Below are 26,204 nucleotides of genomic sequence, written 5' to 3' on the forward strand. Positions count from 1 at the left end.
CCTTCACCGATGATTAACAGATAATGACTGACGCTAAGGCTGACAAAATAGACGATTCCTTGCAGGATGCATACTGCCGCGTGCGTCAGCAATTTGACTACAGCCCCTATCCGCGCGTGCCGATCGCTACGTCAGTCAAAGCGCTTACCCACTTATTGTTTCCTGCTTCGCTGGCGACAGTAAATTACATTCGCGATTCCCTATTTCCTTCGGAAACGCTTCGCGATCGGGATGCTTACAGCCGGCGTATTGTTTACTCAGAGGGTAAGCAAATCTTAGATGTGGGCTGTGGTAGCGGACTGACCTCGTTGGTTTTAGCAGAAGCCAATCCTGGTGCAAAAATTGTAGGAATCGATATCTCTCAACCTTCGATTGAGATGGCGCGACAACGCCTGCAATATCATGGTTTTGCCCATGCCGAATTTCACGTTATGGGATTTGAGCAGTTACCCCAACTCGATCGAAAATTTGACTACATTAACTGCGATGAAACCCTTTACCTCTTACCCGATCAAGTTGCAGGATTAAAGGCGATGCGATCGGTTTTGCAACCAGATGGAACGATCAGGGCAAATCTACATAGTTTCTATCAGCGGATTGAGTTTTTTCGGGCTCAGAAACTGACAAAACTACTGGGGTTAATGGATGGAACTCCCACAGAACGAGAGTATGCGATCGCGAAAAGCATCATGGCTTCTCTGCAAGATACTGTGTTGTTAAAGTCGGGTACTTGGCTGCCCAACCCAACCAATGACGAGTTTATGCAGGCAAATTACTTTTTACAATCAGACAAAGGCTTTACGATTCCCGATCTGTTTAGCTTGCTCCAACAATCAGATTTGCAGTTCGTTAGCATGGTAAATTGGAAAGGTTGGGATCTAGCAACGCTCTTCATTCAGAACCAAACAGCCCACCCCACCGAGGCGCAAAAAATCCCAGAATATTTGGCGCAATTCCTTGCAACCGCAACGACCGAACAGAAATTACACTTTTACGAGCTACTCAACCCTATCCATCGCTTGCTAGATTTTTGGTGCGGTCATCCAGAGCATGTATCCTCAGTTACCCCCACCCCAATTCAAGAGTGGCAGCAACCAACTTGGGAACGTGCTAAAGCCCATTTACATCCTGTATTAAAAACCAAGGAAATCAAGGAGAAAATAGATCGCGCGATCGCTTATCTCAAACCCTTTAACTTGATTGAGCCAGTTGAATCTAATCCTCATTCTGTCAATAAAGCGATATGCTTGAGGCTGTTGTGGGATGGCGTAAAAACTGGTGGTGAATTGGTGGCGGAATGGCTCAAAATCAAGCCCAAGATTAACTTAAGTATGCGATCGGCAATCTGTGGGAATTTAGATAGTCGCGATTTGCCACTTGAAGCGATCGCCGAAATAGAAGCCTTTAACGAAGTTCGACAAACCCTGCTCGATTTGGAAGCTGATAAGTTCGTTTTACTGGAAGTATAGTGATTAGGTATCAGCAAGTTGTACGGCAAGTAGCTGAGCTGCGGTTACCCCTAAATCTGGAAAAGTCTGTGAAATAATATTTTGCTCCCCTTCAAATTCAGATTCTTCGTAAAGACCATCCTCTAATAATAGGACTGAGACTTTGTGCTGCAGTGGATCGACTATCCAGTATTCTGGAACACCCAACGCTGCATATTCCGCTCTTTTGTAACGATAGTCTCTTTTGATCGAGTCGAGACTAACAACCTCTACAACCATCACTGCTGCGGATTCGCAAATTGCTGATGTGTCAATGAGTTCCTTTACCTGTTCGGCTGTAAGAATCATGACATCCGTTAGTCTTGAACGATTGATGCCAGTCCTCACACCTGCCTCTCTGATGCAGACCCAACTTGCTTTAATCCGAAGAATTTCAGCAGATAAAATTTGTTCGATCGCCTTAGCAATGAGTAAATGCCTAAATGTGGGTGGATTCACAAGTACTAATTCTCCGTCCACTAGTTCATAACGGTGTTCGGGATGCTCTGCATAGTTGCAATATTGCTCAAAGGTGATCTTGGTTTTAAGTTCGGCAATCATGACTTAACCTCTACCATGCTCAAACTCAATGTGCTTAAACTACAGAATAAACCCTAACCCCAAGCAAATGCCACTCCAAAAATGTAGCCCCACGGCAATAAATTTGCAATTTTGGACTCGTTCGGGATAGTCGTGATACTCATTTACCAAAGTACAAAGTTTCCAAGTTGCAGGCAGGCTGGTAATCACCAAAGCTGTCCAAATTGGAAAAGCTCCTAGACCGATACAAATTAAGGTTGTGACGTAAATACTGGCGCATACCCAAGGGAGTAGTTTTGCCGAATTTCCTGTACCCAATCGGACAATCGGCGATCGCTTTCCAGCGGCGATATCATCGGCAACCTGATGAAAGTGGGAGCAAAATAAAATCAAACTGGTGGCAACACCGACCACAATCGAGGCAACTAAAGCCCTAACTGACCAAGTTTGGGTTTGGCTATAGTAAGCCGCAGAAACTGCCAGAGGACCAAAACAAAAAAAGCAGATTGCCTCACCCCAGCCCTGATAGCCAAGGCGAAAGGGAGGTCCTTGATAGCTATAACCCAAAATACAGCAGAGTGCAATTAGGATGAGGATCGATCCATCCTGTTGCCATAAAGAAATCCCCAAAACGCCGCCAATTCCCAAAAGTAAACAAATCGTGCCGATCGCAAAAATTAAGTTTTTTTTGCCCGTAAGGTTGACTAAGGAATGAGCCTTGTTTTTATCAATGCCCGTCTCTGAATCAAATACGTCATTGCATAGGTTTTCCCAAACTAGAAGAAGTATGGCGGAGAGCAAAAAAGTGATAAAGACAACCCAGTTAATTTTTCCTGTTTCACCAAATGCAACAGCCGTACCCGTGGTAATCGGGATGATGGAGACGCTATACATAGGGGGCTTAATTGCCGCTAACCAAAGCTTACGTGGCGAAGGAGTGGGGAAGGATTGATTGGATAAGGGTTCAACGCTTTGCAGCATAAGGGATTTGGTGAAACAGAGCTGGGCTAAATCATTGTATCAAGCTGCTAGGCATACACAGGCTGGAATCCGCAGATTGTAATAACCTGTTAAGAAATCCTTACTTAATTATCGTTCTGTTGAAATAAATTGATACTTAAGCCAGAACATTAGAAAATTGTTAAGCTTTGCAACGTAGAATAATAAAGATAGATATAAACTAACTGGATAATATATGCGAGTTGCGATCGCTGGAGGCGGGTTGGCAGGACTAGCCTGCGCCAAGTATTTAGTCGATCGGGGGCATACTCCCATTGTCTTTGAGCGTGGAGACACGTTAGGGGGACTGGTTGCTGCTTGGAAAGACAAAGACGGTGATTGGGTCGAAACAGGCTTACATGCCTTTTTTGGCGCTTATGCAAACATGCTACAACTGCTCAAAGAGCTAGGCATCGAAGATCGATTGCAGTGGAAGCAACATACCCTCATCTTTAACCAACCTGAAAAGCCTGGTACTCTGTCTCGCTTTGATGTACCCAATATTCCTGCTCCCTTTAACGTCATTGTGTCGATTTTACGGAACAACGACCTGTTGACATGGCAGCAAAAAATTAGGTTTGCGATCGGGTTGTTCCCAGCGATCGTGCGCGGCAATAAATACGTTCAGGACATGGACAAATTTAGCCTCTCAGAATGGCTAAAACAGCATGGCATCGACGAAAAAATTAGTAGCGATATTTTTGTTGCTGCTTCTAAAGCGCTTACCTTTATCGATCCCGATGAGGTTTCGGCAACGGTTATTCTCACTGCTCTCAATAAATTTTTACAAGAGCGCTACGGCTCAAAAATTGCCTTTCTTGATGGCGCTCCTCCAGAACGCCTATGTCAGCCGATCGTGGACTATATTACGGCGCATGGTGGAGAGGTAAGGGTAAATGCCCCACTCAAACAAATTGTGCTCAATCCAGATGGTACGGTCAGTCACTTTGCTATTCGGGGGCTAAACGGTGCGGCAGACTACGATGTCACTGCTGATGCTTATGTGTCAGCCATGGCGGTGGATGCTTTGAAGTTGATGATGCCCGAACCTTGGAAGCAAATTGACACCTTTCAAAAGTTAGAGCAATTAGAGGGTGTACCCGTAATCAACGTTCAAATCTGGTTCGATCGCAAGTTAACCCATGTCGATCAACTCCTGTTTTCGCGATCGCCTTTGTTAAGCGTCTATGCAGATATGAGCAATACCTGCCGCGAATATGCTGACAGCAACAAGTCAATGCTAGAGTTAGTATTGGCACCAGCAGCAGATTGGATCGACAGACCTGAGCAAGAAATCATTGAGGCAACGATCGCAGAGCTGGCAAAGCTTTTTCCCGATCGAATTCCTCAGCCTGCTAAAGTCTTGAAAGCAAAGGTCGTTAAAACGCCTCGCTCAGTTTATAAAGCTATTCCTGGGCGCGAACAATATAAACCTAGCCAAAGCACCCCAATTGCTAATTTCTTTTTGTCTGGAAGTTATACCAAGCAAGAGTATCTTGGCAGTATGGAAGGGGCTGTACTTTCTGGTAAGCTGACAGCACAGCGTATTCACCAATCATCTGCAAACTTAACTACGGGACCATCAGTTCAAGACTTTGATCAAACCTCTAAACAGACCCCTAAGCAAGCAACTCAGCCTTCATCAGACCAGTCCATCGCTGCTAAAGCCGCTGTCTAATCCCATGGGAATGCGTCACCCAGTCTCTCTGGCTGAAGCCTACGAAATCTGTCGTTGTATTACCGCGAAGTATGCCAAGACTTTTTACCTTGGCACCATGTTGATGTCGGAAGCAAAACAACGGGCGATTTGGGCAGTTTATGCTTGGTGTCGTCGTACCGATGAGCTTGTAGATGGGATTCAAGCGGATACAACTACAGATCAAACGCTCGTAGATTGGGAATCTCAGCTAGAAATGGCATTTCAAGGAGACCCCTCAAATGCTCCTGATGTCGCCTTAGCCGATACGATCAAAAACTACCCAATTCAAATCCAGCCATTTAAAGACATGATCGCGGGGATGCGGATGGACTTGAGTTGCGATCGCTACGATACTTTTGACGACCTGCATTTGTACTGTTATCGCGTCGCGGGTACTGTGGGGTTAATGTCGGCAGCGGTAATGGGGTTTGAGACCGCAGATGCCAGCGTCATTGCTACTGCCACAGAGGCAGCGATCGCCCTAGGCATTGCCATGCAGCTTACGAATATTTTGCGAGATATTGGTGAAGATGCACAACGAGGACGAATCTATTTACCCCTAGAAGATCTTTCCTATTTTGACTACACCGAAAAAGATTTACTCAATGGTGTGATTGATGAGCGTTGGGTTGACCTCATGCGATTCCAGATTCAACGTGCCAGAGAGTTTTATGCCCATGCCGAACAGGGAATCTCAGCGTTATGTCGGGATGCAAGATGGCCAGTATGGGCTTCGCTGATGTTATATCGCAATATTTTGTCAGCGATCGAAAAAAATCACTATGAAGTGTTTAAGCGTCGAGCCTTTGTTACTACCTCTAACAAGGTAGTAACTATCCCTTGGGCTTGGCTGAGAGCGCAGATATAGATAAGGTAAAAAGTTATCGGTGGTCGGGCGATGATATTAATTTTCGTCCTCTATAAGCTGAAGACTGAAAACCTCATTACTGTTAACCCTCAGTTTGCGACTTTCTCATCAACAATCATGAATGAAATCACATTCTCTAGCCCTTTTTGGAGATGGAGTTCTTTCTGTTGATGTGAAAACTTAGAGTTAGAAATAATCATATCTGGCTGAAGCTCAACGGCTTTTGCTAACAGTTCCTCTCCACTAAATGCCTTCGCGACTTTATAGCCTTTAGATTGCAAAAGTTCAGATAGCGTACTTACCGTGTTGAGATTATCATCAACAACTAACACCTTTTTCTGTGAAGTTCCCTCTGAAAGTAAAGCTTCGACTTCAGACAGCAGTAACTCAGAATTAATCGGCTTGTTAATATAGCGATCGACCCCTAAGTGATAGCCTCTTTCTGCCCCATCCAAAATGGAAACAATAATGATGGGAATGTCCATAGTTACGGGATCTTTCTTTAACATGGAGGCTAAAGCATAGCCGTCAATTTCTGGCATTAGCACATCGAGGGTAATCAGGTCAGGCTTAGATTTTTTTACCTGTTCGATCGCATCTGCACCATCGCAAGCTTCTCTGACAAAATATCCTTTCGACTCAAGTTCTTGCCTCAGTAACTTGCGAATATTTTCATCATCATCCACGACAAGAATGGTTTTACGGTGTTCGGATAAAGACTTAATGCTAGAGGTTGAAGATGCTGGCTGTAATTGCATCACCAGAGCATCAACATTGAGCGCTCTTACCTGAAACTCCGAACCGATCTCTGAATTAGTTTCAATTTGTAGGGCAGGCGGTTGAGACTCGATACTGATTGTTTGAAGGCTTTCGCTCTGTTCTTGCTGAATCGGCAGTGTAAAAGAAAAGGTACTGCCTTTACCCAGTTCGCTCTCTACCCAGATCGTACCTCCATGATGCTCTATGATTTCTTTTGAAATTGGTAGACCTAATCCCGTTCCCTTAGGCTTATCTGTGAGCGTGTCCCCTACCTGCTTAAATTTCTCGAAGACCTTGGGTCTATCCTCCTCAGAAATGCCCATCCCTCGATCGATGACACTAACAGTAATATAGTTGTCTGTCTGTTTAACCTTACAAGTTATGGAACCTCGATCTTGGAACTTGACAGCGTTAGAAATCAAGTTAATCACGACTTGAATTAATCTATCTTTATCGCCTGTCATCATAGGCAAGTCTGCTTGAATATCCTTAATGGGTTCCAACCCTTTTTGGTCAAATAGAGCTGTGGTTGCAGCGATCGCGCGATCGACGACCTCAGAAATCACCATGGGTTCCATTTTCCAGTCAATCTTGCCAGCTTCCATTTTGGCAATATCCAAAACTTCGTTGATTAACTTGGTCAGACGCATTCCTTCTGAAACAATAATTTCGATATTCTCCCCAACCTGACGAACTGCCCGTTGAGTTTTTTTGTCATCGGTTTGAATGAGCGGGAATATCGTATCGTCAAGCTTCTTTTGAATCAGTTTGGCAAATCCCAAAACGGATGTAAGTGGAGTTCGCAATTCGTGGGAAACCGTCGAGATAAAGTCGGTTTTCATCCGATCGACTTCCTTCTCAGCGGTGATGTCACGAATAATAATAATCGAGCCCAAATAAACAATTGTAGATTCTAGATCCGACTGCCCAGGGGGAGATGGATCTTCGCGAAAGATTGAGGTGGCAACTGCTTTCCCCAAGCGTTTGTCAGGCAGAGGAATTTCGGCAGTAAATACGCGTTTGGGATTGTTTTTAGTATTTTCAACGATAACAGTTGCTTCAGATTTCAAGATATCCTCGCAAGATTTACCCAAAATCTCTACTTTGGTTAAGCCCATCATGTTGCAAAGAGCAGGGTTAAACTGGGTAATTTTGCCCTCTAGATCGACAACAACCAAGCCATCCACCATGTTGTCAATAATTGCCTTTAGCTCACCCGTGCGTTGGTTGACTTTTTGTTCGAGCGTACGACTATAGTCTGCCAGTTGTTCGCCAGATTGCCGCAACTGCCCAGTCATTTGATTAAAAGCTTTTGCCAGTGCCCCAATTTCATCCTCAGTTAACACGGGCGCCTGATTGCTCAAGTCACCTTTAGATACCAACATGGCTGTGTCAGCGATCGCCAAGATCGGTTGGGTGATCCGACGAGACAATAAATACACTGCCACGAGTAACAAGAAAACCGAACTTAGTCCCAGTAATAAAATTTCTTTGGCAAGGCGATCGGCAGGCGCAAACGCCTCTTCTTGACTCATTTCAGCAATCATCGCTAAGTTGAGTTCTTCAATCCAGTTATATACCCCGATTACAGGTACGGTCTTATAGTTGTTATATAAACCGCTACTGTCTTTACCCTTTAGTGCGAGATCGATACCCTCACTTTTCACCCCATCAGCGAATTGCTTCTTGTCCGCAAATTCTCCACCACCTGAGATAAATGCACTTTTTGCCTCTAGGTTTCCCACAAGGTAAGTTTCACCGCTCGCACCCATACCTTTATTTTGTCGAATTAGCACATCGACATCTTGAAGATTTAGATCGACAGCCACGTAGGCTATTTTACTCTTTTCCCGATCGGCTATGGAGGTAGCGTAGGTAATCATGGGCTTACCCGATTGCGTTGAGGTGTAAAAATTTGGCTTCACCAAATCTTTATCTGTAGCAATGAAAAGAGTGGTTGTATTCCCTAAAGGTTGATATTTCCCGACTTTAGTTTTATCGGTCGAGTAAATAATGATGCCCGCATTGCTTAAAACTGAAATCTGATCGATTTGAGTTTTTACACGAGCAATGCTTGAAAGGCTACTATCTAAAGCTTTATATGCTTGTTGATATTCAAGCTCTTCAGGCTTTTTTTTAAGTAGGATTTCAACTTGGCTTCTGACTTCAACTAGGTCACTAATCAAGACAACGTCATTACGACGATTATCAAACCATTGAATGACTTGATATTCTTTGAGTGAGTTTGCCACATCAAGGCGATCGAAGATTGATTGCTTCAACGCAGCTCTACCACGAACATTCGTAGTAATGGCTACGATCAGAACGGTTACGCTCGAAACTAGAAAAAAAGAGCCAACTAGCTTAACAAGTAAGCTTTTGTTCAAGAATTTCATGCACTACCTCTGACCTACATTATCTAGATATGAAGGCTCACATTGCAGAATGTTACTTCCAATCTGAAAATATTTGTTTAATATCAGCGATCGCTTTGTCCGCCACTTGTTCAGGAGATTTCCCTTCAACATTGATGCTTCTAATCGCTTTCCCCCATATATTCTGTGATTGTACCTCAGTGTAGGCAGGATTAACCACTTGGTAAAATGGTCTTGTATTCTTGAGCTGTTTGACAGCTACTGAAATATGCGGATCTTTTACGTCATTCCAAAAAGGATCGCTGAGTTGTTTTGTCATTACAGGGAAAAATCTTCCCTGCGATCCCTTAACAAATTCTGACAAATTCTCGGGGTTGATCAAAAAAGACAAGAAGTTTTTTGCAATTTCCTTATTCGTTGAAGCTTCAAATAAACAGGCTTGTTTGACAGCAACCAAATAGGTTAGAGGTTTTCCATCAACCCGATTTGGCCACTCAACGGTTGCCATTTTATTAAAGTAAGTTTCCTTATCCTGCCGCTGAGATCCCGGAATTGACAAGGAGGGATTAGGCGTCATTAGTGTTTTACGACTGAGAAACTCAATGTTGTTATCAGGATCTGCCCAATCCACTGCTTTAGGTGGTACCTGACCATCTTTATAGAAACTTGAATACTGCGTTAAAGCTGCAACGATCGCTTTGCGCGTCTCTGGTGCATCAAGTTGCAATCTTCCGTCTTTATCGATTAATTGCACATTGTACGCTTCTAGAAATTCTTCAAACTGATAAAATGTATCAGTAGCAGTCACAGACATCGGCAGACCCATAGCAAAGAGCTCACTTTTGCCCTTTTGACGAAGGCTTGTCTGACTTTCGCCCCAAAACTTCCAAAAGGCATTCCACTCTTTGGGGATCTTTTCACTACTCGAGCCGCTTTCTTCTAAGAGATCCTTCCAATAGTGAATATAAGTAGTATTTTGTGAAATAGGAATGGCATAAAAACTACGTTTCTTAGTCGTGTTGTTTTCATAACTTACAGCTTGTAAAGCGCTTGGCTCATACAGATCTTTGGCTGGCTGAATTACATCTGAGACATCTGCAAGCTTGTTTTGCCAAGCCAGTCTAGGCATAAGGTTAAAATCACCGCTGTAGCTATACAAGATATCAGGTGGATTGTCGCGCTCGATCGCGTTCTTAACTTCACGGGCTAGATCTTTTTCACTGTAAATTGTCAGATTTACCTGTTTGCCTGACTGCTTTTCCCATGCAGAAACGATTTTTCGAATGGTAGCAGTTTCTTCTGGGAAATATCCCTCATTCCACCAAATTCGGAAAGAGGTATCTCGATTTGGATTTGGTGGGTTGGTTGACGTTTGATTTGGGCAAGCAATCAACCCAAAGGTAATAAGGAACAATAGCAGGACTGTAAGTATGCGATGACGCATGGTTGATTGTCTTTTACCTCATCGTAATATTTTTCGTTAAGGAGCCATGGTCGGGCTGATATCACACAGCGATCTATAATCAAGATCCTCATCTAGTAAATTTATGCCTTTGCTTATTTTCTGTCAAAAAGGTAATTAAAAATTTACAAGTTAGATCTACTCAGCCTTATTAACTGTATAAAAAACTATAACTTAACTTGATTGGCAAAAAAACATCTTAAACACTGATGTAAGTTCTGTGCAGTAACGATAGAGAGATATTTTTTCGACACTTGAGCTATTTGACCGATGCCTGCAAATTCTACTTTGTGCCAACCTTGTTTCTAAAAGATGTCCCACTCCCCTTACAGATAGGGAAACATAAAGTTTAAATCAATGGAGTTATATGACCAGCCTACGTCAACTCAATTTAAACTAATAATGCTATTTATCTGGGAAATTAATCGATGGCTAAGAGCAGTGTCTACCCACATAATTACCTTGTAGGTTGCGGGCATGACATAAATCATCGTTCATAACCTTAGTAAATTAAGATTAAAAATCTCAAGGACTTCAACCATGGATTATCCCAGAATGTTTCGTATGAGCCAAAGGTTTGAGGATCGCATTCTAACAGATATACCCGAAATCATACGAAAAGAGATTAGCTGCCTAAACCCTAGTGCGCTGATTCGACCTAATCAAACTGTGGCTGTGGCGGTAGGTAGTCGAGGCATTGATAATCACAGCTTGATTGTTAAATCGGTAATTGATGAATTGCTGGCATTAGATGCTAAGCCTTTTATTGTCACTGCGATGGGTAGTCATGGTGGAGCTACTGACGAAGGCCAAGCAGCGATCTTGTCTGGCTATGGGATTACGGAAGAACAAATGGGTGTACCCGTGCGTTCATCCATGGAAGTAGTCCAGATTGGTACGACTGATTTTGGCATGCCAGTATTTTTTGGACGTATCGCTTCGGAAGCAGACCATATTGTATTAATTAATCGCATTAAGCCCCATACAAGATTTGCAGGTGAAATCGAAAGTGGCATGTTAAAGATGATGGCGATCGGGTTGGGTAAGCGCGTAGGTGCCGAGACCTATCACCGGAACTTCGTGCATTACTCTTTCGATCGCGTGGTCAGAAGTGTGTATAAAATCGTCATGCAAGAGATGCCGATCGCTTTTGGGATCGGTATTATCGAAAATGGCTATCAGCAGACAGCGGAAATTAAAGCGATCGGGCGAGATAATATCGAACAGGAGGAACGAGAGCTTCTGCGCATTTCCAGAGCTTGGTGTCCAAAGTTGCCATTTGATGACGTAGATTTACTCATTATTGATGAAATCGGTAAAAACATCAGTGGTGCAGGAATGGATACGAACGTTACAGGGCTGAAAAAAATATTTTGCCCTGAACTCATTCACTCGCTACCGCGTGTGAATAAGATATTTGTGAGAGACTTAAGCGAGGGAACAGGTGGCAATGCCATGGGGCTTGGGCTTGCTGATTTCACAACAAAACGACTTGTCGATAAAATTGACTTTAACTCTTTCTATACCAATGCACTCACTGCGCAGAACCTACGGGGGGCTAAAATACCCATGTTCTTTAACACCGATAGAGAGGTTTTGGATGCTGCATTCAAATCCTTTGGTTTAATTGAACCTCGAAATGCCAAAATACTTCGGATCAAAAATACCTTGCAGATTTCTGAAGTAGAAGCTTCCATTTCTTACCGAGATAGAGCAAGAACTAGACCAGACATTACGTTGCTTAGCGAACCTCGTTTACTTGAGTTTTTACCCGATGGAAACCTACCAGATTTTGTGTTGTCTGGAGAAGCAGCTTATCAAACTGCTTAAATCCTTCTCGTGCTCGTCTTTTAAACCAATCACTTATACTTAGCAATCTTAGCAATGGATAACCTCATTCAGCTTTACGGCACTTTGATTGGTTGGGTACTTTTAGGCTTTGCTCTAGGTCGCTACCTTGTGCCCAAAAAGACCTCGCTATATATCGGTAAATTTTTGTTTTGGTTTGGTGTACCGCTGCTAATTGTTGCCTCTTTGCGGGGACGCGATCTGTCTGGGGGGGTGTTGGTCGCACCTGTAACTGCGTGGATTGCTATTTTAGTTGGCGCTGCATTTGCTTGGATCTGGATTGATTTGGGGGTCACAGATGAAAGGCTGAAATCCTTTTCAAGTGGGATTAAATTTGTCGATCGCTCAGGTGGCGAGCTTGCCGTTGAAGATGGGACAGCAGTCCGAGCTAGTTCTTGGAGCAATAGCACGCAGGGTAGCTTCCTCTTGGCTATGATGGTTGGCAATACAGGCTATATGGGCTACCCAGTAATTTTATCTGTCGTAGGCAAGGAATACTTTGCTTACGCTGTTTTCTACGATCTTTTAGGTTCGACATTGGGAGCCTATGGTTTGGGCGTTGCCCTTGCTGCCTATTATGGTACGAGTGCAAACGCTCAAAATCAGAAAAAATGGTGGATCAACATTTTCGATCGCCTTCTTCGCAATCCCGCGCTTTGGAGCTTAGTCCTTGGCTTGTCGATTAGTAATGTTAAATTGCCAGAAACTGTCGAGCAGGTTGTTAAAACCCTATCGATCCCGATTGTGCCTTTATCTTTAGTGATGATTGGCTTGCAGTTGAGCCAATTACCTTCTATTCGTAAGTGGGGACAGGCTTTAACCTGCTTGATTATCAAGATGTTATTAGTCCCATTAGTCGTTGGTACAGGATTGATGTTTTTTGGGGTAACAGGTGCACCAAGGCTAGCAATGGTACTACAGATGGCTATGCCTCCTGCGTTTGCCACCTTAGTAATTGCGCAAGCCTATAACCTAGACAAAGATTTGGCTGTGACATCCCTAGCTTTTGGTTCTGTGGGACTGCTATTTACGCTACCCGTATGGATCTGGCTATTTAGTTAAGATGATTGATTTGAAGTGCTGAGAGGGCTGACCAACGCTTATCAATGGTTGGAGAAGTTTCTGAAGATTGATTTACCTCTGGAGCATCAGGCGAAATTTTAGGGAAGGGGATTGCTAAACAAAATTGTTCGTAGAGCCAAGTTTCAGGCTCGAAATAACCGTTAGGAGGTAGGCTTTCAACCAACTCATCAATCGCTATTTCCTTTTCTTTCGTATGTTTTTCCGCAGGAAGTGGAGCAGCCAACCAAATTAGTTCGGAAGCATCGATCGTGAGGCGGTGATTAAACTGCACTAGGGTGCGATCGCAGGTCAATGTCATAATTGCCCACCCCGTCGCCTTAACCTCGAGACAAGAGCCTAGGTGTTTAACGGTTAAAACTCCTTGAGCAGGGGTAAGGGTTTCTAGCCCATCAATAAATTCTTTAAATTCGATCGCCTCGGTAGCATCTACTGCTTTTGCCAACTGAGGAATATAAATTTTATCCATAGGTTTGAATTCCCTAATTTTGAACGAGCCGCACAATTAGATGCCGATGGGGTTCCTTGCCCTGACTCAAGGTTTCTATATCGGAGAGTCCTTTCAAGAACATATGCACTTGTCTGCGTTCTGCTGATGAAAGGTTTTTGATGGCAAATTCTTGTTGGGTTTCTCTGACGCGATCGGCAGCCTGTTCGGCTAACTCTTGCAGCTCAATTTGCCGCTTTGCCCGATAACCATTAAGTTCGATTGTATAAAAGCAATGATCTTCTTCTGACGGTAAATGCATGTTTAACGTCGTATTCGTGAGATATTGCATAGCATCAAGAGTGCTACCATCTATACCAATCAGGGCTTGGATCTGATGAGGGCGGAGCGAACTATGGTCAATTTCCAGCCAATAGTTAGGCGTATTTAATTCAGGATCGCTATTGGCTTTCAACTCTGCACGCACGGTGCAAAGATAACCCATTAGCTCTAGTAAATGGGTCAGCCACTTTACACCTACTTCAGCTTGGCTCATAGATTGACTCTTGTCTACTTCTTAACTCCGCTCGGAACCATAAAGACCGTTATTTCTTCAGTCTTTCTTCTTTTTCTTAGAAGAACCCGGCTCAAAGGGTAATGGCGCTTTTCCTTCAGCTTTATTCTCAGCTTTGAGATCTACCTTCTTTGCATCTACCTTCGTTTCGGCTTTATTATCTTTGGCTTTAAAAGGCATTTTGCTAGGTTCGGCTTTGCTTGGAGCAATAGCTTTATTAGGCTCAGCTCTTTTAGTAGGTTGAGCGGGCGATGCAGAAGTATCCACTAACTTTTGTAGATTTTCTGGCAGAGGCTCTTTTGACACGATAAAGGCTTGCACAGTCTGAAAGACGTTAGCGATCAGCATGTACAGTAAAACCCCTGAAGGCAAAGGAAAGAATAAAAACATGCCAGAAAAAATGACTGGTGTAATTTTATTCATAGTTTCTTGCTGTTGCTGGCTATCAGAGTTAGCCTTTTGCCCAGAAGAATTGCCGCCAGAGATGGCTTGGTTGATATAGAGGCTCAAGCCAAAGCCCAGAATCATGACCATAATATCCCAGTTGATGCTGCCGTCAGGATTTGTAGCGCCAACTTTACCTAAAGCTTGGATAAATAAGAAACCCTTGCTAGATGCTAGACCCGGTACGGTAGCTTGAACGGTAACGTCCCCTGGTTGTAGAGCAGTAATTACACCATCAGGCGACACTTCAGCCAGACCTTGACCTTTAGTGATTTGCCATTTGGGGGTTAGATCGGTGTCTGGGAATTTGGCGTTCAGTACATCAAAGCTTTCCTTTTGGATGGTTTGAAGCTTTATCGTTTCTTTCGCACCTACGGCAAGACTTGTACCAGATGGCGCAATTGCTTGCACGGGGTAATGAACTTTATCTGCAAAGTAAACATTTTGAGTAGGTGAAACAAAAGGTTGCGACTCAACGATCTGCTCTGGTGGTGAAATCTGAAAATTTAGAGTGTAGTTAATGTCGGCGAAAGGCGATCCCCGAAGGGTTGCAAACAGGGCAAATAGGATAGGTAGCTGTAGAATCGCAGGGAGGCAACCTGAGAGTGGATTGCCAAACTCCTTAAAGTTTGCCGAGTTTACCTTGCCCATTTCTTCCTGTTGTTTAGCAGGATCGCTCTTATAGCGCTCTTGGACTTCCTTAATCCGCTGTTGCATGATCGGGTTAGCGATCTTCATGCGGCGCATACTCCTAAGCTGATTTGCGCTCACGGGAAAGAGTGCAAGTCGAACCACTAATGTGAGTGCAACAATTGCCAACCCATAACTAGGCACAATGCCATAGAAAAAGTCTAGGAATGGCAACATGACACTGTTTGACAGGAAACCTACACCAAAATCCATGCTTTAACCTTTTCTTTTAACTTTTAACTTTTAACTTTCTATGCTTTATGCCTTGGGAAAATGCCTATATACATTCCTGTATACAGCTTGGGAACTAAGTTGTCCCCCCAACGCCACCACTGACTTCTCTCGCCTTTAGGCTGAGTTTTGACTCTATATAGTCGTAGACTTCACGAAACTTTGGGACAGACCTTAGCTCTAGCCGCGAACCATCCTTTAAGGTAAGTACCATATCACCCCAAGAGCCTAAGCCACGAGGGACTGTGACGATTTTAGCAATCTCAGCATAAACAATATCTGTACGATTGCGCCCAAACCAACCTCCAGTTACGGTGATTCGCCGATTTGTAATTCTATACCTTAACCATATAGCTCTCACTACCGCACCGATTGTAATGGGAATAGTAATTACAAATACACTGAGCAGCAAACCGACGATCAGGTCTCCAATATGCGGGGCACCTTCGTAATAAACTTCTTCGTTAATTGCCATGCAAAACTTTAGCCTTGACTAATAATGTTATTAAATCATCCCAAAGTTGCTTAAAAGTTGGACTCCCCTGTAGGGTGGAAACCGTTACAACTATCTGCAAACCTTGCCTTAATTGTGACAGAAGTTGACGAAAAATTGCACGTAGCTGGCGCTTAATTCGGTTACGGGTTACCGCCAGTTTGCTAACCTTTTTGCTAATCACAATGCCAATCTGTATGTCAGTGCCAGACTTTTTACTTGTTTTATTCAAGTCGTAAATGCGTAAACGCAGATACTGACCACTGTAGCGATCGCCTTTAGCATAAACTTCAGCAAAGTCTTGCCTTCGCCTCAGACGATTTTGAGCAGGCAGCACGGTATTGGCAAAAGATAGGTGTGAAACGGAGTAAGCAACATGAGGTGAGTAGGCACACGACTGGCAGGATGCAGTATCGAGCCGTAAATGTGAAATGAGATGGTAACTCATTGTTCCTAGCGTATTTTCGTCTTTTTTAAAGCTATTTTTTAGCTTGTTGTTTAAACGAGTGCTTAAACGCGCCTTGGAACCCGATCTTCTAAAAATGGTCTTTTAAACTAAACAGTGGTGAGGCGTACACGACCTTTACGGCGACGAGCTTTAATCACGTTTTGACCTGTGGGACTTTTCATTCTGGCACGAAACCCAGAGGTGCGTCTTTTTTTACGGGAAGTACCGCCTAGAGTGCGTTTGGTCATAGCAGTTAATTATTTGGTTTCAAATCATGTCTTTTTCACAGGCTTCTAAGTATAACACCTGTGTTTAGGCTAAGTACAATTTTATTGAGAAGGCAGAACAATTCCAAATTTGGAGAGACTCACCAAGTAACAGGTTTAAAACTATAGCGCTCCTATATTGTTTGAGGGCGTAGCACGGCCTTTCAGCCTATGCAGACATGAGCCATGCACTACAAATTAATTACAACTCTCTTGTGCGTTAAATTTCTTCCCAAAAATCAATAGTTAATAGTGAGTCAATATCGTGGCTAAATTGCCATGCGTCGGGAAATGTAAAATTACGATACTCTTGGCAAGTATTTTTTAGCGCCGATCGCCACGCACTATTAAAAGCCTCTTCCCAGATTGCCTTTAGGCTTGGAGACTGTTCGAATATGTCTTCTAGTTGAGATCGCTGTTCTCTAATCGTGATTTCCCAACCATTGAAGCATTCGGGCAGATTGATATATATCCGCTTGAGTAAATGCTCTAGCAATGTTCTCAATCTGCTTTTTAGCTCTCGTCTATCCCTGCCGGCCAAACCTTCTAACTCCTCAATTAGATTGACAACATCAAGATTGTGAAAATCGCCAGACTTTAATTGCGAGATCGCCTGCTCTAACCAGAGATTAAGATCGCGCTCATAAAGTGAGATTTTTGAGGGTTCAGACGCAATTACTTGTGTCATGGGTTTGAGAAATTAGCTTGAGAAATTAGCGAATGTACTCTTTTAAGACGCTATTGCGATTGGGGTGGCGCAACTTGCGCAGTGCCTTTGCCTCAATTTGGCGAATGCGTTCGCGGGTAACGTTAAAAATCTGCCCGATTTCTTCAAGGGTTTTCATGCGCCCGTCGTCTAGCCCATAACGCAGACGCAAAACATCGCGTTCCCTAGGACTAAGTGTTCCCAAGACACTCTCAAGATCTTCGCGCAGCAAACTCTTGGCAACTTGGTCGTCTGGAGTTTCTCCGTCTGACTCAATAAAATCACCTAGACGCGAGTCTTCTTCTTTACCAATGGGAGTTTCTAAAGAAATTGGCAATTGAGCAGACTTGGCGATAAAGCGCAATTTCTCAATAGTCATTTCCATGCGCGTAGCGATTTCCTCTTCGGTAGGCTTGCGCCCCATTTCTTGAGAAAGTAGCTTTGTGGTTTTTTTGATCCGCGAAATGGTTTCGTACAGGTGAACGGGTAAGCGGATCGTGCGGGACTGATCGGCGATCGCACGGGTAATTGCCTGCCGAATCCACCAAGTTGCATAGGTTGAGAACTTATAGCCCTTCTCATGGTCAAACTTTTCGGCGGCACGGATCAGACCAAGGCTACCTTCTTGAATCAGATCTTGAAACGACAGACCGCGATTCATGTATTTCTTGGCGATCGAGACAACCAGACGCAGATTTGACTGCACCATCTTGTCTTTGGCGCGTCTGCCTGAATGCAAACGTTGGCGAAAAGCACCCAGAGACATTTCCATGCGCTCTGCCCATTCTGACTCTTTGACATCATCAGGTGGACAGTCGTGTTGATTGGCAATCTCTTCGCGTTTTTGCTCAAGCTCTAGCAAATCAGCAATTTTGCGGGCAAGCTCAATTTCTTCATCCGCTCTGAGTAGGCGAATACGACCAATTTCTTGAAGATATAGCCGAATTGAATCTTCGGTAAAGTGCTTTTTCTTGGTCTGACTGGCTCGTGTTTTTTTTGCGCCCTTCGTTTTGGCTAACTTACCACCATCTTCCTCATCGGAAGCAATATCTAAAGGGTCTGCTGAATCTAGATCGTCACTTCTGTCATCATCTTCTAGATCAATGTCTTCTTCTTCACTGTCCTCAATTTGATCGGTAGGCAACATGACCTCAGGGAGTAAGTTGATGGCTTTGCTCATGCCAGATTCCTCAGATTCCGTACTTGTCTAAACTGCAATGCTTTGTAATCTATGTATGTGGGAAGATGCAGACAGGATACCTAGCTGTATATGCTACAGGAAGGTGTGTCTGAGAACTAAAGCCATAGGGCTTAATTCTAACTTCAAAGTCAGCGTTTCATTCAGTGCTTTTGGACAGCAATGCAGGCAACGCTTTACTATTCTGGCACATCCACAAATGTAACAAGATTGATTGTAGCCTTTCTAACACAAAAGTGAGGCTCTATGACATGCTGTCTTACAACTTTTTACTCGGATGACACCGAAACCAGATAGATTGATTAAGTATTGTTAAGCTAATTGAATTATGTTGCGTAAAGTGTCATTAGCCTCAGTGCTCCTCTTGGTTGGAGCTTCGCTGAGTTTGGTCGGATTTTTTGCCTACGCTCAAGGTAACTCAACCTTAAACTTGGTTGGTTTTTTTTATGGCATCCCGATTTTGTTGGGGGGAGCCGCGCTAAAGTCGTCTGAAGTGAAGCCAGTGAAGGTTTTATCTCCTGCTTCTGCTGCTGTTGTGAAACTGCGAGAAACGCAGGCAACCTCAACCCAAAATCAAGTACGTAAGGATGTAACGCGCTATCGCTATGGCATTGAGGCGCATTTAGATCAGGTGTTAGACAAATTGGGCTTGAGTCCTACCGATGAGGAGCGTCCAGTTTTATCAGGTCTGTATGAAGAAATTTCTGCTTCTGAGGCAACTCAGGGTGCTTATAGTTTGGTCTTACGATTTAACTCACCGCTAATTGGCTGGGATACTTGGCAGCAAAAACAGGAAAAATTTACGCGATTTTTTGGTCCAGGGGTTCTCGCTCATGTCCTACAGCCTGAAGATCGGGTGGTCGATTTATATTTGACCGCACTTACTGGAGAGTCTGCTAAAGAAATCGAAGCAAAAGTTTAAATTGGGATTATGGCACTAGTCTCTATGGCAGCATTGGTTGCAGGTGCGCGATCTGGGAGACTTGTAAGTTTTCCTACTGACACTGTGCCAGCTTTAGCTGCGATCGCTAGCAGAACCGACGAAATTTTTGCGCTCAAGCAACGTCCCAAAGACAAGCCGCTCATTTTAATGGCAGCGAAGCTGGACGAGCTATTGAGGTTTGTAGATACCGAACATTCTGCCTTACCGCTTTGGCGTAAAGTGGCGAAACAATACTTACCAGGGGCTTTAACCTTGGTTTTGCCAGCAAATTTTCTAGGTCGTCAACTGAATCCCGACTTTGATACGATTGGGGTGCGCATCCCCGAGCACCCAATTGCGCTCGCCCTGCTACAACAAACAGGAGCCTTATTAACGACGAGCGCCAACCCAAGCGGACAACCACCGATGCGAAAGATGTTAGAGATTTCTAACTATTTTCCTGAAGTACTGGTTTTAGGCGATCGCTTAGAGAATGGGCTAGGTAAGGAAGAAAATCTTGAAATCGTGACAGGAAGTGGCTCCCCCTCCACAGTGGCAGAGTGGACTGACACAGGTTGGCAAATCAGACGGCAGGGCTCGGTCAAGCTTTCTGAAATTATTGGATCGCATTAATTTGGATCGAAATCATTTAGCTGGGCTAGAAGTTGAAAATTCGCTCGATCTAGGTTTTGACAAAACCTTTTGCTAAGACATAGAGTACTCGGAAATTAATTTTTTGAGGCTTCAGAAAGTTCATTTTTGGGTTTCGCCTGTATGATGTCATGCAAAGATTCTTGATTTTGAATCCGCAGTTTTGGAGCATGTCAATTTGTCAAACTTTTGGGAAAACGGAGAACTTTGATGCGATGCCCTAAAGATAAACAGGTTCAACTGGTGGCAAGTCAGCTCAGTCAGGGTCTATCCGTTTGTCATTGTTCGACCTGTGAAGGCAATTGGATCCCCTGTGTCGAGTACGAACAATGGCAGGCACAACAACTGATCGCTCTCCAAGAATCTGTGGAGTTGCCCGTGACAGAACCAGCATTTCTCGATGAATCGCTGAATTTTGCCCCTGCTGCAACGGATGCAAAAGCGGGTTTATGTCCAGAATGTGGGAGTTACTTGGCAAGGACGAAAATAAGTCTTAAACAACCTTTTTATCTAGAGCGTTGTCCAGTTTGTAGCGGAATTTGGTGTGACAAAGGCGAATGGGAAGTTTTAGAAAAGTTAGAGTTAACGACAAAAATTCCACAGCTTTTTTCGAGCCCATGGCAAGCACAAATGCGCGAGAAGGTGCAACTCGAACAGGAACGACAGGCTGTGATTGAAAAATTAGGCATAGAATTAGCACAACGAACTTTCGATCTGGCGGATGCCCTAGAAAAGCATGAGAATGGCAGCTTTGCGATCGCTTACGTGATCCGTCGATTCGATAAAAACTCAGATAAAGACGCCAAGGGCAATGCCTGAGCGATTCCGCTAAATTTCATCTAAATTTCGTCCGCTAAATTTCGCAATTGCGCGATCGCATCCAAATAGCTAGGCATGGGTTCCTCGCCAACCGCACAGGCTTCTCGGTCTACAGAAATTGGATCTTCACCCCAAAACACTTTGCCCAAAGCGATCGCCCTGCCTTTGTCAGGTTTCCAATCAGGACTGAAATATTTGCGATCGCCATCTACAACAGCGCCATCAAACAAATAGCCGAGGCTAAAGTAAACATCCTGCAAAATTAACGGAACCGAAGGACGATGCAATTGCCCTCGCGAATTTGCACTTCTGGCTTTGTAATGCGATCGGGGGAATAGCCCATACAGATTTTTTAAAGAAGCGGAAACCAGCGATTCGCCCTTGAGATGCGTGCGTTTGAGCGCACCGATAGTAATACGGCAGTCAACTTCTTGTAATAGAGCAGGGGCAAACATGCTTTTAAATCGAACGGGTTGGGGCGATCGATTCACATATTCAACAAGGGGTAAGGTGTCCGCATCGAGCAACTGCATTCCATCGTCGAGAAGTTCATCTAAACCATGGCGACGGGCAATCTCAGAGAGGCTGACGGGCGAACATACGCCCTCTACGATTAGAATCTCAGCCTTGGGGCTGGCTAACCTTAACCCTTTTAGAACTGCATCTAAGACCTGCATGCTCACGGTTACGGGCGGCTTGACAGGATAGCCGAGGTTGGGTTTTACCAAAATCCGTTTTGCCGCGATCGCACGGGCTGGCGGTTGATAGATAAACGCATCGGTGTCTGCGATTTGAACTTCAGAATTTCCCTGACCTAGCATTCCCTTGTCTCCGACTTATACCAATTTCCCTTGAATTTGCCACAGATCGGGTTTTGGGTTCCGCGCAGAGCGCGGTCTTTTCAAAAAATGGTATTAGACTTTTACCGAGGCGGGATCGGCTAATTGCCAAAGTTGAATTTCGTAGCAAAGATGTTGCTTGAATAACGATGAAGCGGCTTCACCCTCAGCGACGAGCTTCTTGAAGCGATCGCCAAATAGACGATCGATCAACGCGTATATCGGAGGAACGGCAATCTGGACGAGATTTGACAAATAGTGGATCGTTGACAGACCAAAAATCTGGAAGTTATGCACGCAAATATCGATGGTTGGCGCAATATGAGCCGAAATATCCTCAGACTTAACCAGTTTGAACCCCGCTCGTTCCATTGCAGCCTTTAAGTCGGCTACAACATGGCAGTTTGAGAACATCCCTTCACGGTACTCTGCGTTGGTGCGTAACATATCAGCGAGCAAGACATAGCCACCCTTTACGGCTAAGTGGGCTGCACCCTCTGCAATATCTTTTGCTGACATATATTGACTGCTTTCGCTAAATAGCAACAGATCGTAAGCAGGTGAGGGATTTTTGGCGTGAGAAGTTTCTACAAATTTCTCGAATGTTGACATATGAAAGGGCGCTTCACCGCCCGTGCGAGTGAGAAAACCTTCCTGTTGGGATGGATCTGGAGCTAAGCCTTCGACTTTAAAGCCTTGCTTAAGTAAATAAGCGGCATTCCCACCGATGCCACAGCCGACATCAAGGATGGTGTGAACTCCTTCAGGAATAAAAGCAAGTAAATGATAAGCGTAGGATTCTTGGGCTTTGCGGAGCCCTAAAATTGTCAGATCGTCGAATGAGGTGGGGATTGGTTCCCAATAGCCATAGTGGAGGTACTGAGAACCCGTGATCTCCATATAGTATTGGAGTGCGGCATTTTGATAGCGAGTTACTTTATTCATATAATTTGTGATTCATATAATTTGTGATTTATCTAATTTGTGATAGGGATATTGGTCTAAATCTGAGATCGATCCTTTCAAACTCGTTGAGATGGACTGAACTCAAACTCTTCCCAACGATTGCAAACTTGGTCGTAGCATTCAGACGGAGCGATCGCCATATTTTGCAAGAGAGTAAACTCAGCCTGGCGACCAGCCGCCAATAACATAATTGCTTCTCGGTGCGGATTGTAAGTCTGCACCACTTGCAGAAGCATTTCGATTACATCTGGCTCTAGACTGCCAATGGGAGGATGGTCGGGTATCTGCGTTTGTGAAATAAATTGAATTTGAAATGGAACTAAATCGGTAATTGCTGTGGAAGAATGAATGATTTTGGCATCGACAGTACAATCTACAATTCCTCGACCCGATTGCAGAAAGCCTTTCCAAGCATGGTATCCAATCATCATTAGGTTGGCGTGAATAAATCCACTTTGCCAATAGCCAAAATTTCCTTGCCAGTCACTATCGTTAAAGCGCAATGAACCGCCCCGCACCTATAGATTGGGACAACGAGCTTTTTAAATTTATAAACATCATCTATACCTCGCAGATGAATCATTGTTTTGATGGGTCGATGGCGCGATCGGCGGGCATTCTGACTCAAAAGTTACCAGTGATTAGTTCGCAGTTTTTCGTGAAATTACCAACTCACTGTGTGCTGCTAAATGTTTGCTGGCTACTAAATTTACAGTTGCGGGACAGTACTGGACTCACACCAGGTTTTCCCCGTTACCTCTAGTGGCTGTTTCCCACTAGAACCGACAGTTTCTCAACTTTAACATACGAGAGATTCGGTCAGCGTAACAACCAAAATTTCAGCGATCTTGGCTAAAAATCAAAAAATCCAGATATAGAATTTGCAAAATATGGATTTCAGGTGTAATATGCAAAGCTGGCAACGCAGAATGTTGGCGTTTAGTCCTTTACCAATTTTTAAGCTAAGTTTAAATAGGCAAAGTCGAGATCGGGCAAGTTTGAGACTCTTTGAGTTGATCGAATTGCCCAGATCCTAAGCTGCCAAGAGATTGAATTGCCACAATATTCAGGTTGACGATCTTAAAGTTTCAAAAATCGCACCTGTCTTATAGAACGAATGCAACCTTTACGGAGTTTATGAATACACAAGTAGCTCACCCTATGGTGAAGTTTCAAAACCAAGTGCGATCGCTGGTTAAATCTAAGTTGGTCAAGCCAAGCGATTGCCTATGGCAAATTTCCTTGATTTTTGGGGACGAATGGCAGCACTGGAAACAGGAACTGTCAGAATTTGGTTTTAGTACCCAAGATGCCATCAGCAGCCTATTAGAAGTAGAAGCATGGGATGAAGAAGAGTAAATAGCATTTAGCTAAATACTTTTAGCTATCAGTTGTCAGTTGCAACCTGAATGCTGATAGCTAAGTATTTTCTTGCCATATTTGCACTTAGCTATTTGCCCCAGTCACTGGGTAAACCATCGACGGGCATTGCGTCACTGGGCTCACTAATAATCGACTTCATCCCTTCTAAAGTAGCGGGAATCGTGCGCGGATCCATAAACATGACTTTGCTGCTGTTACTGGCACCGATTGTCGCTCCCATGTCGATGTAGTTTTGGGCAAGCAGGAATTGTAAAGCAGACTGCGCTTGGGGATTTCCCTTGGTCGCTTGAACCAAAACTTGGAGGGCTTGGGCTGTACCCTGCGATCGCAGCACCTGCTCTTGCCGTTGCGCCTCAGCTCTAAGTACGCGAGCTTGCTTTTGACCCTCCGCTTCTAGAATTGCTGCCTTTTGCTGTGCTTCTGCCGCTAAAACCTGAGCATCGGCTAAACCTTTGGCTTTATTGATGGCTGACTCGCGTTCTCCTTCCGATGTGAGAATTGTCGCTCTTTTTTTACGTTCGGCGGTCATTTGAAGTTCCATAGACTCCTGTACTGCCTTAGCGGGTAAAATGTCACGCAATTCTACCCTTGTAACTTTTACACCCCAAGGATCGGTGGCATCATCAAGATCCCGTAAGAGAATCTCATTGATTTGAGAACGCGCAGTAAAGGTTTGATCGAGCTCCAAGCTACCTAACTCAGACCGAATCTGGGTTAGCACAATATTGGTCATGGCTTGACGCAGATTCTCAACACGATAAAAAGCTTTCTCCATATCGACGATGCGCCAGTAAATTACGGCATCAGCCGTAATCGCAACGTTATCTCTGGTAATACATTGTTGGGGAGGAATATCGAGAACTTGTTCTTTGATCGAGCCTTTGTATGCGATCGTATCGACAATGGGGACGATAAAATTTGGTCCCGCTGAAAGCTTGCGTTTATATTTACCAAAGGTTGCAACCAAAGCTTCTTCACCTTGATTGATAACCTTAAACGAATTAGCTCCAATGCCTAAAACAACGACACTACCAACGATTACACTAATAAAGTCGGCCATATTTGCTAATTTTGAACTCTATCTACCAGCATACCTCAGTCTTTAAAAGTCACGCGATCGCGTGACTTCTTACAGGAGCATCAAGAGATTTCCGCATCTTTAAGAAAAAAACGTAGGGCACGGCTTATGTAAGCCGTCCATGATTCGGTTGTGGGCTGAAAGATTAAGGCATACAGCATAATTCCACTCATTCGGCCGATCGCTCATAGATGTGAGTAGCTAGAAAGGAATCGGATTAGTTTTTGTTGAAAACAAACTGTAGATCTCGATAGCCACTAACTACCCTCAAGATTTCAATCCCCCCTTCAACAATTTGGTAAAAGATGATGTAATCCATCAACGATATTCCTCGCAAACCAGAAGCTAGTGGATCGTAAGATCGCCCCAAGTATGGAAATTGGGCGAGATGTTGGCATTTTTTACCAAATCCTTCAACAAAACGATCGCCTGCATCTATGCTTTGCTCTAGAAAATAGTCTGAAATTTCCGAGAGGTCTCGACTCGCATCAAGCGTAATGACCAACTTCATACTTTGGCTTCTTTGACTGCTTTGGCAGTTTGCACTTTAGCTCTTAGTTGAGTCAGCACCTCATCTACCTCTAGCACTTCACCTCGTCTTGCCTGTTCCCTTGCAGCATTAATTTTTCGGCGGGTCGCTTCAGCCCAGATTAAGTATTCTGGACTATTGTCTGGCTCGGGCAGTACAACTTCATCAATCAGTAATAGCAAAGCTGTGTTGAGAGCTTCTTCTAATGAGGGGTATTGCCCTTGTTTAACTAGTGTTTCGAGGATTTGGGTTTGTGCTTGGCTGAGGGTGAGTTGCATGATTTATTCGACCCATATGAGGAGAATAGCTTTACTATAATGTAGCCTTTTGGCGATCGCGTCTAGTTTCTTTGGGTAGCTTTAAGGAGCATCACTTATGGGGATTGGAGGTTGTGGGAGGTCGCTTAGTTCATCGAGCTACAAA

Annotated in this window: 27 protein-coding genes, 1 pseudogene and 1 riboswitch; of the genes and pseudogenes, 9 read left to right on the plus strand and 19 right to left on the minus strand. The window is 44.0% G+C overall.

The features are described 5' to 3' along the window. Window positions 1-23 precede the first annotated feature (23 nt). Window positions 24-1,469: a class I SAM-dependent methyltransferase gene (locus ACP2WE_RS06635; RefSeq protein WP_425214802.1), complete on the plus strand. Its 1,446-nt coding sequence runs from the start codon at window positions 24-26 to the stop codon at window positions 1,467-1,469. A gap of 3 nt (window positions 1,470-1,472) precedes the next feature. Here ACP2WE_RS06635 and ACP2WE_RS06640 read toward each other — a convergent pair whose 3' ends face one another. Beyond that, a complete protein-coding gene (locus tag ACP2WE_RS06640) occupies window positions 1,473-2,048 on the minus strand; it encodes a Uma2 family endonuclease (RefSeq protein WP_425214803.1) in 576 nt (191 codons plus the stop codon). Between the two features lie 39 nt (window positions 2,049-2,087). Further along, complete coding sequence (gene menA, locus ACP2WE_RS06645) at window positions 2,088-3,008, minus strand: 2-carboxy-1,4-naphthoquinone phytyltransferase (RefSeq protein ID WP_425214804.1); 921 nt, start codon at window positions 3,006-3,008, stop codon at window positions 2,088-2,090. Between the two features lie 214 nt (window positions 3,009-3,222). On the opposite strand from menA, the gene pds reads away from it, so the two are divergent. Both pds and ACP2WE_RS06655 read left to right on the plus strand, forming a co-directional pair. Further along, a complete protein-coding gene (pds, locus tag ACP2WE_RS06650; protein WP_425214805.1) occupies window positions 3,223-4,704 on the plus strand; it encodes a 15-cis-phytoene desaturase in 1,482 nt (493 codons plus the stop codon). A gap of 10 nt (window positions 4,705-4,714) precedes the next feature. Then, on the plus strand, window positions 4,715-5,593 hold the full coding sequence (locus tag ACP2WE_RS06655) for a phytoene synthase (RefSeq protein WP_425214892.1): 879 nt from the start codon (window positions 4,715-4,717) through the stop codon (window positions 5,591-5,593). A gap of 89 nt (window positions 5,594-5,682) precedes the next feature. On the opposite strand, the gene ACP2WE_RS06660 is transcribed toward ACP2WE_RS06655, so the two are convergent. Further along, complete coding sequence (locus ACP2WE_RS06660) at window positions 5,683-8,748, minus strand: response regulator (protein WP_425214806.1); 3,066 nt, start codon at window positions 8,746-8,748, stop codon at window positions 5,683-5,685. Window positions 8,749-8,800: 52 nt separating this feature from the next. Continuing rightward, window positions 8,801-10,171 (minus strand): sugar ABC transporter substrate-binding protein, encoded by a 1,371-nt coding sequence (locus ACP2WE_RS06665; RefSeq protein WP_425214807.1) that lies wholly within the window; start codon window positions 10,169-10,171, stop codon window positions 8,801-8,803. Window positions 10,172-10,729: 558 nt separating this feature from the next. Between ACP2WE_RS06665 and ACP2WE_RS06670 the strand changes: the two genes are divergently transcribed. Beyond that, window positions 10,730-12,019, plus strand: a complete 1,290-nt coding sequence (locus ACP2WE_RS06670) for a nickel pincer cofactor-dependent isomerase, group 22 (protein ID WP_425214808.1) — start codon at window positions 10,730-10,732, stop codon at window positions 12,017-12,019. Window positions 12,020-12,073: 54 nt separating this feature from the next. Then, entirely contained in the window at window positions 12,074-13,099 is a 1,026-nt protein-coding gene (locus tag ACP2WE_RS06675; protein WP_425214809.1) for an AEC family transporter, read from the plus strand. Here the strand turns inward: ACP2WE_RS06675 and ACP2WE_RS06680 are convergent. The 8 genes from ACP2WE_RS06680 to rpoD form a co-directional block, all read right to left on the minus strand. Next, window positions 13,092-13,586, minus strand: a complete 495-nt coding sequence (locus tag ACP2WE_RS06680) for a YceD family protein (protein WP_425214810.1) — start codon at window positions 13,584-13,586, stop codon at window positions 13,092-13,094. The two genes, ACP2WE_RS06675 and ACP2WE_RS06680, sit on opposite strands and share 8 nt — an antisense overlap. 13 nt (window positions 13,587-13,599) lie before the next feature. Beyond that, window positions 13,600-14,100 carry a Jag family protein gene (locus ACP2WE_RS06685; RefSeq protein ID WP_425214811.1) on the minus strand — a complete coding sequence of 167 codons (501 nt, stop codon included), beginning with the start codon at window positions 14,098-14,100 and terminating at the stop codon, window positions 13,600-13,602. A gap of 57 nt (window positions 14,101-14,157) precedes the next feature. Beyond that, complete coding sequence (gene yidC, locus ACP2WE_RS06690; protein ID WP_425214812.1) at window positions 14,158-15,465, minus strand: membrane protein insertase YidC; 1,308 nt, start codon at window positions 15,463-15,465, stop codon at window positions 14,158-14,160. A gap of 94 nt (window positions 15,466-15,559) precedes the next feature. Beyond that, window positions 15,560-15,958, minus strand: coding sequence for a PH domain-containing protein (locus ACP2WE_RS06695; RefSeq protein ID WP_425214813.1), 399 nt, complete (start codon window positions 15,956-15,958; stop codon window positions 15,560-15,562). Continuing rightward, window positions 15,948-16,424 carry a ribonuclease P protein component gene (gene rnpA, locus ACP2WE_RS06700; protein WP_425214814.1) on the minus strand — a complete coding sequence of 159 codons (477 nt, stop codon included), beginning with the start codon at window positions 16,422-16,424 and terminating at the stop codon, window positions 15,948-15,950. The genes ACP2WE_RS06695 and rnpA overlap by 11 nt, the downstream gene beginning before the upstream one ends. 107 nt (window positions 16,425-16,531) lie before the next feature. Next, a complete protein-coding gene (rpmH, locus tag ACP2WE_RS06705; protein ID WP_330483250.1) occupies window positions 16,532-16,672 on the minus strand; it encodes a 50S ribosomal protein L34 in 141 nt (46 codons plus the stop codon). 238 nt (window positions 16,673-16,910) lie between these two features. After that, entirely contained in the window at window positions 16,911-17,378 is a 468-nt protein-coding gene (locus tag ACP2WE_RS06710) for a DUF29 domain-containing protein (RefSeq protein ID WP_425214815.1), read from the minus strand. A gap of 25 nt (window positions 17,379-17,403) precedes the next feature. Continuing rightward, a complete protein-coding gene (gene rpoD, locus ACP2WE_RS06715; protein ID WP_425214816.1) occupies window positions 17,404-18,576 on the minus strand; it encodes an RNA polymerase sigma factor RpoD in 1,173 nt (390 codons plus the stop codon). A gap of 346 nt (window positions 18,577-18,922) precedes the next feature. Between rpoD and ACP2WE_RS06720 the strand changes: the two genes are divergently transcribed. The 3 genes from ACP2WE_RS06720 to ACP2WE_RS06730 all read left to right on the plus strand — a co-directional run bounded on the left by ACP2WE_RS06720 (window position 18,923) and on the right by ACP2WE_RS06730 (window position 20,986). Beyond that, window positions 18,923-19,516, plus strand: coding sequence for a DUF2854 domain-containing protein (locus tag ACP2WE_RS06720; protein WP_425214817.1), 594 nt, complete (start codon window positions 18,923-18,925; stop codon window positions 19,514-19,516). A gap of 9 nt (window positions 19,517-19,525) precedes the next feature. Next, window positions 19,526-20,149 carry an L-threonylcarbamoyladenylate synthase gene (locus tag ACP2WE_RS06725; RefSeq protein WP_425214818.1) on the plus strand — a complete coding sequence of 208 codons (624 nt, stop codon included), beginning with the start codon at window positions 19,526-19,528 and terminating at the stop codon, window positions 20,147-20,149. Window positions 20,150-20,377: 228 nt separating this feature from the next. Continuing rightward, window positions 20,378-20,986 carry a TFIIB-type zinc ribbon-containing protein gene (locus tag ACP2WE_RS06730; protein ID WP_425214819.1) on the plus strand — a complete coding sequence of 203 codons (609 nt, stop codon included), beginning with the start codon at window positions 20,378-20,380 and terminating at the stop codon, window positions 20,984-20,986. A gap of 20 nt (window positions 20,987-21,006) precedes the next feature. Here ACP2WE_RS06730 and ACP2WE_RS06735 read toward each other — a convergent pair whose 3' ends face one another. From ACP2WE_RS06735 to ACP2WE_RS06745, 3 genes are all read right to left on the minus strand, one after another. Then, entirely contained in the window at window positions 21,007-21,807 is an 801-nt protein-coding gene (locus ACP2WE_RS06735; RefSeq protein WP_425214820.1) for a DUF362 domain-containing protein, read from the minus strand. Between the two features lie 93 nt (window positions 21,808-21,900). Further along, window positions 21,901-22,770, minus strand: a complete 870-nt coding sequence (locus ACP2WE_RS06740) for a methyltransferase domain-containing protein (protein ID WP_425214821.1) — start codon at window positions 22,768-22,770, stop codon at window positions 21,901-21,903. Between the two features lie 77 nt (window positions 22,771-22,847). Beyond that, window positions 22,848-23,309 carry a hypothetical protein gene (locus ACP2WE_RS06745; RefSeq protein ID WP_425214822.1) on the minus strand — a complete coding sequence of 154 codons (462 nt, stop codon included), beginning with the start codon at window positions 23,307-23,309 and terminating at the stop codon, window positions 22,848-22,850. A gap of 74 nt (window positions 23,310-23,383) precedes the next feature. After that, a riboswitch (cobalamin riboswitch) is annotated at window positions 23,384-23,593 on the minus strand. A gap of 335 nt (window positions 23,594-23,928) precedes the next feature. Here ACP2WE_RS06745 and ACP2WE_RS06750 point away from each other — a divergent pair. Beyond that, entirely contained in the window at window positions 23,929-24,150 is a 222-nt protein-coding gene (locus ACP2WE_RS06750; protein ID WP_425214823.1) for a DUF4327 family protein, read from the plus strand. Window positions 24,151-24,241: 91 nt separating this feature from the next. Here the strand turns inward: ACP2WE_RS06750 and ACP2WE_RS06755 are convergent, their stop codons facing one another. The 4 genes and pseudogenes from ACP2WE_RS06755 to ACP2WE_RS06770 form a co-directional block, all read right to left on the minus strand. Beyond that, a complete protein-coding gene (locus ACP2WE_RS06755) occupies window positions 24,242-25,234 on the minus strand; it encodes an SPFH domain-containing protein (RefSeq protein ID WP_425214824.1) in 993 nt (330 codons plus the stop codon). 80 nt (window positions 25,235-25,314) lie between these two features. Further along, window positions 25,315-25,425 (minus strand): annotated as a pseudogene (locus ACP2WE_RS06760) (TetR family transcriptional regulator); the annotation flags it as partial. 44 nt (window positions 25,426-25,469) lie between these two features. After that, the gene (locus ACP2WE_RS06765) at window positions 25,470-25,763 is read right to left on the minus strand and encodes a type II toxin-antitoxin system RelE/ParE family toxin (protein ID WP_425214825.1); all 294 of its coding nucleotides are present in this window, start codon (window positions 25,761-25,763) and stop codon (window positions 25,470-25,472) included. Further along, window positions 25,760-26,059, minus strand: a complete 300-nt coding sequence (locus ACP2WE_RS06770) for a hypothetical protein (protein ID WP_425214826.1) — start codon at window positions 26,057-26,059, stop codon at window positions 25,760-25,762. Before ACP2WE_RS06770 ends, ACP2WE_RS06765 begins: the two co-directional genes overlap by 4 nt. Window positions 26,060-26,204 lie beyond the last annotated feature (145 nt).

The sequence above is a fragment of the Tumidithrix helvetica PCC 7403 genome, assembly GCF_965232925.1.
In the GTDB taxonomy this organism is placed as follows: Bacteria; Cyanobacteriota; Cyanobacteriia; order Pseudanabaenales; family Pseudanabaenaceae; genus Tumidithrix; species Tumidithrix helvetica.

Coding starts and splice junctions, on each gene's coding strand:
- ACP2WE_RS06665 (WP_425214807.1), bottom strand. CDS start 10,171: ATGCGTCATCGCATACTTACAGTCCTGCTATTGTTCCTTATTACCTTT.
- ACP2WE_RS06720 (WP_425214817.1), top strand. CDS start 18,923: ATGTTGCGTAAAGTGTCATTAGCCTCAGTGCTCCTCTTGGTTGGAGCT.
- menA (WP_425214804.1), bottom strand. CDS start 3,008: ATGCTGCAAAGCGTTGAACCCTTATCCAATCAATCCTTCCCCACTCCT.
- ACP2WE_RS06755 (WP_425214824.1), bottom strand. CDS start 25,234: ATGGCCGACTTTATTAGTGTAATCGTTGGTAGTGTCGTTGTTTTAGGC.
- ACP2WE_RS06685 (WP_425214811.1), bottom strand. CDS start 14,100: ATGAGCCAAGCTGAAGTAGGTGTAAAGTGGCTGACCCATTTACTAGAG.
- ACP2WE_RS06765 (WP_425214825.1), bottom strand. CDS start 25,763: ATGAAGTTGGTCATTACGCTTGATGCGAGTCGAGACCTCTCGGAAATT.
- ACP2WE_RS06750 (WP_425214823.1), top strand. CDS start 23,929: ATGAATACACAAGTAGCTCACCCTATGGTGAAGTTTCAAAACCAAGTG.
- ACP2WE_RS06725 (WP_425214818.1), top strand. CDS start 19,526: ATGGCACTAGTCTCTATGGCAGCATTGGTTGCAGGTGCGCGATCTGGG.
- yidC (WP_425214812.1), bottom strand. CDS start 15,465: ATGGATTTTGGTGTAGGTTTCCTGTCAAACAGTGTCATGTTGCCATTC.
- ACP2WE_RS06635 (WP_425214802.1), top strand. CDS start 24: ATGACTGACGCTAAGGCTGACAAAATAGACGATTCCTTGCAGGATGCA.
- ACP2WE_RS06640 (WP_425214803.1), bottom strand. CDS start 2,048: ATGATTGCCGAACTTAAAACCAAGATCACCTTTGAGCAATATTGCAAC.
- ACP2WE_RS06670 (WP_425214808.1), top strand. CDS start 10,730: ATGGATTATCCCAGAATGTTTCGTATGAGCCAAAGGTTTGAGGATCGC.
- rpoD (WP_425214816.1), bottom strand. CDS start 18,576: ATGAGCAAAGCCATCAACTTACTCCCTGAGGTCATGTTGCCTACCGAT.
- ACP2WE_RS06695 (WP_425214813.1), bottom strand. CDS start 15,958: ATGGCAATTAACGAAGAAGTTTATTACGAAGGTGCCCCGCATATTGGA.
- ACP2WE_RS06770 (WP_425214826.1), bottom strand. CDS start 26,059: ATGCAACTCACCCTCAGCCAAGCACAAACCCAAATCCTCGAAACACTA.
- ACP2WE_RS06730 (WP_425214819.1), top strand. CDS start 20,378: ATGCGATGCCCTAAAGATAAACAGGTTCAACTGGTGGCAAGTCAGCTC.
- ACP2WE_RS06655 (WP_425214892.1), top strand. CDS start 4,715: ATGCGTCACCCAGTCTCTCTGGCTGAAGCCTACGAAATCTGTCGTTGT.
- ACP2WE_RS06735 (WP_425214820.1), bottom strand. CDS start 21,807: ATGCTAGGTCAGGGAAATTCTGAAGTTCAAATCGCAGACACCGATGCG.
- rnpA (WP_425214814.1), bottom strand. CDS start 16,424: ATGAGTTACCATCTCATTTCACATTTACGGCTCGATACTGCATCCTGC.
- ACP2WE_RS06740 (WP_425214821.1), bottom strand. CDS start 22,770: ATGAATAAAGTAACTCGCTATCAAAATGCCGCACTCCAATACTATATG.
- pds (WP_425214805.1), top strand. CDS start 3,223: ATGCGAGTTGCGATCGCTGGAGGCGGGTTGGCAGGACTAGCCTGCGCC.
- ACP2WE_RS06710 (WP_425214815.1), bottom strand. CDS start 17,378: ATGACACAAGTAATTGCGTCTGAACCCTCAAAAATCTCACTTTATGAG.
- ACP2WE_RS06660 (WP_425214806.1), bottom strand. CDS start 8,748: ATGAAATTCTTGAACAAAAGCTTACTTGTTAAGCTAGTTGGCTCTTTT.
- rpmH (WP_330483250.1), bottom strand. CDS start 16,672: ATGACCAAACGCACTCTAGGCGGTACTTCCCGTAAAAAAAGACGCACC.
- ACP2WE_RS06680 (WP_425214810.1), bottom strand. CDS start 13,586: ATGGATAAAATTTATATTCCTCAGTTGGCAAAAGCAGTAGATGCTACC.
- ACP2WE_RS06675 (WP_425214809.1), top strand. CDS start 12,074: ATGGATAACCTCATTCAGCTTTACGGCACTTTGATTGGTTGGGTACTT.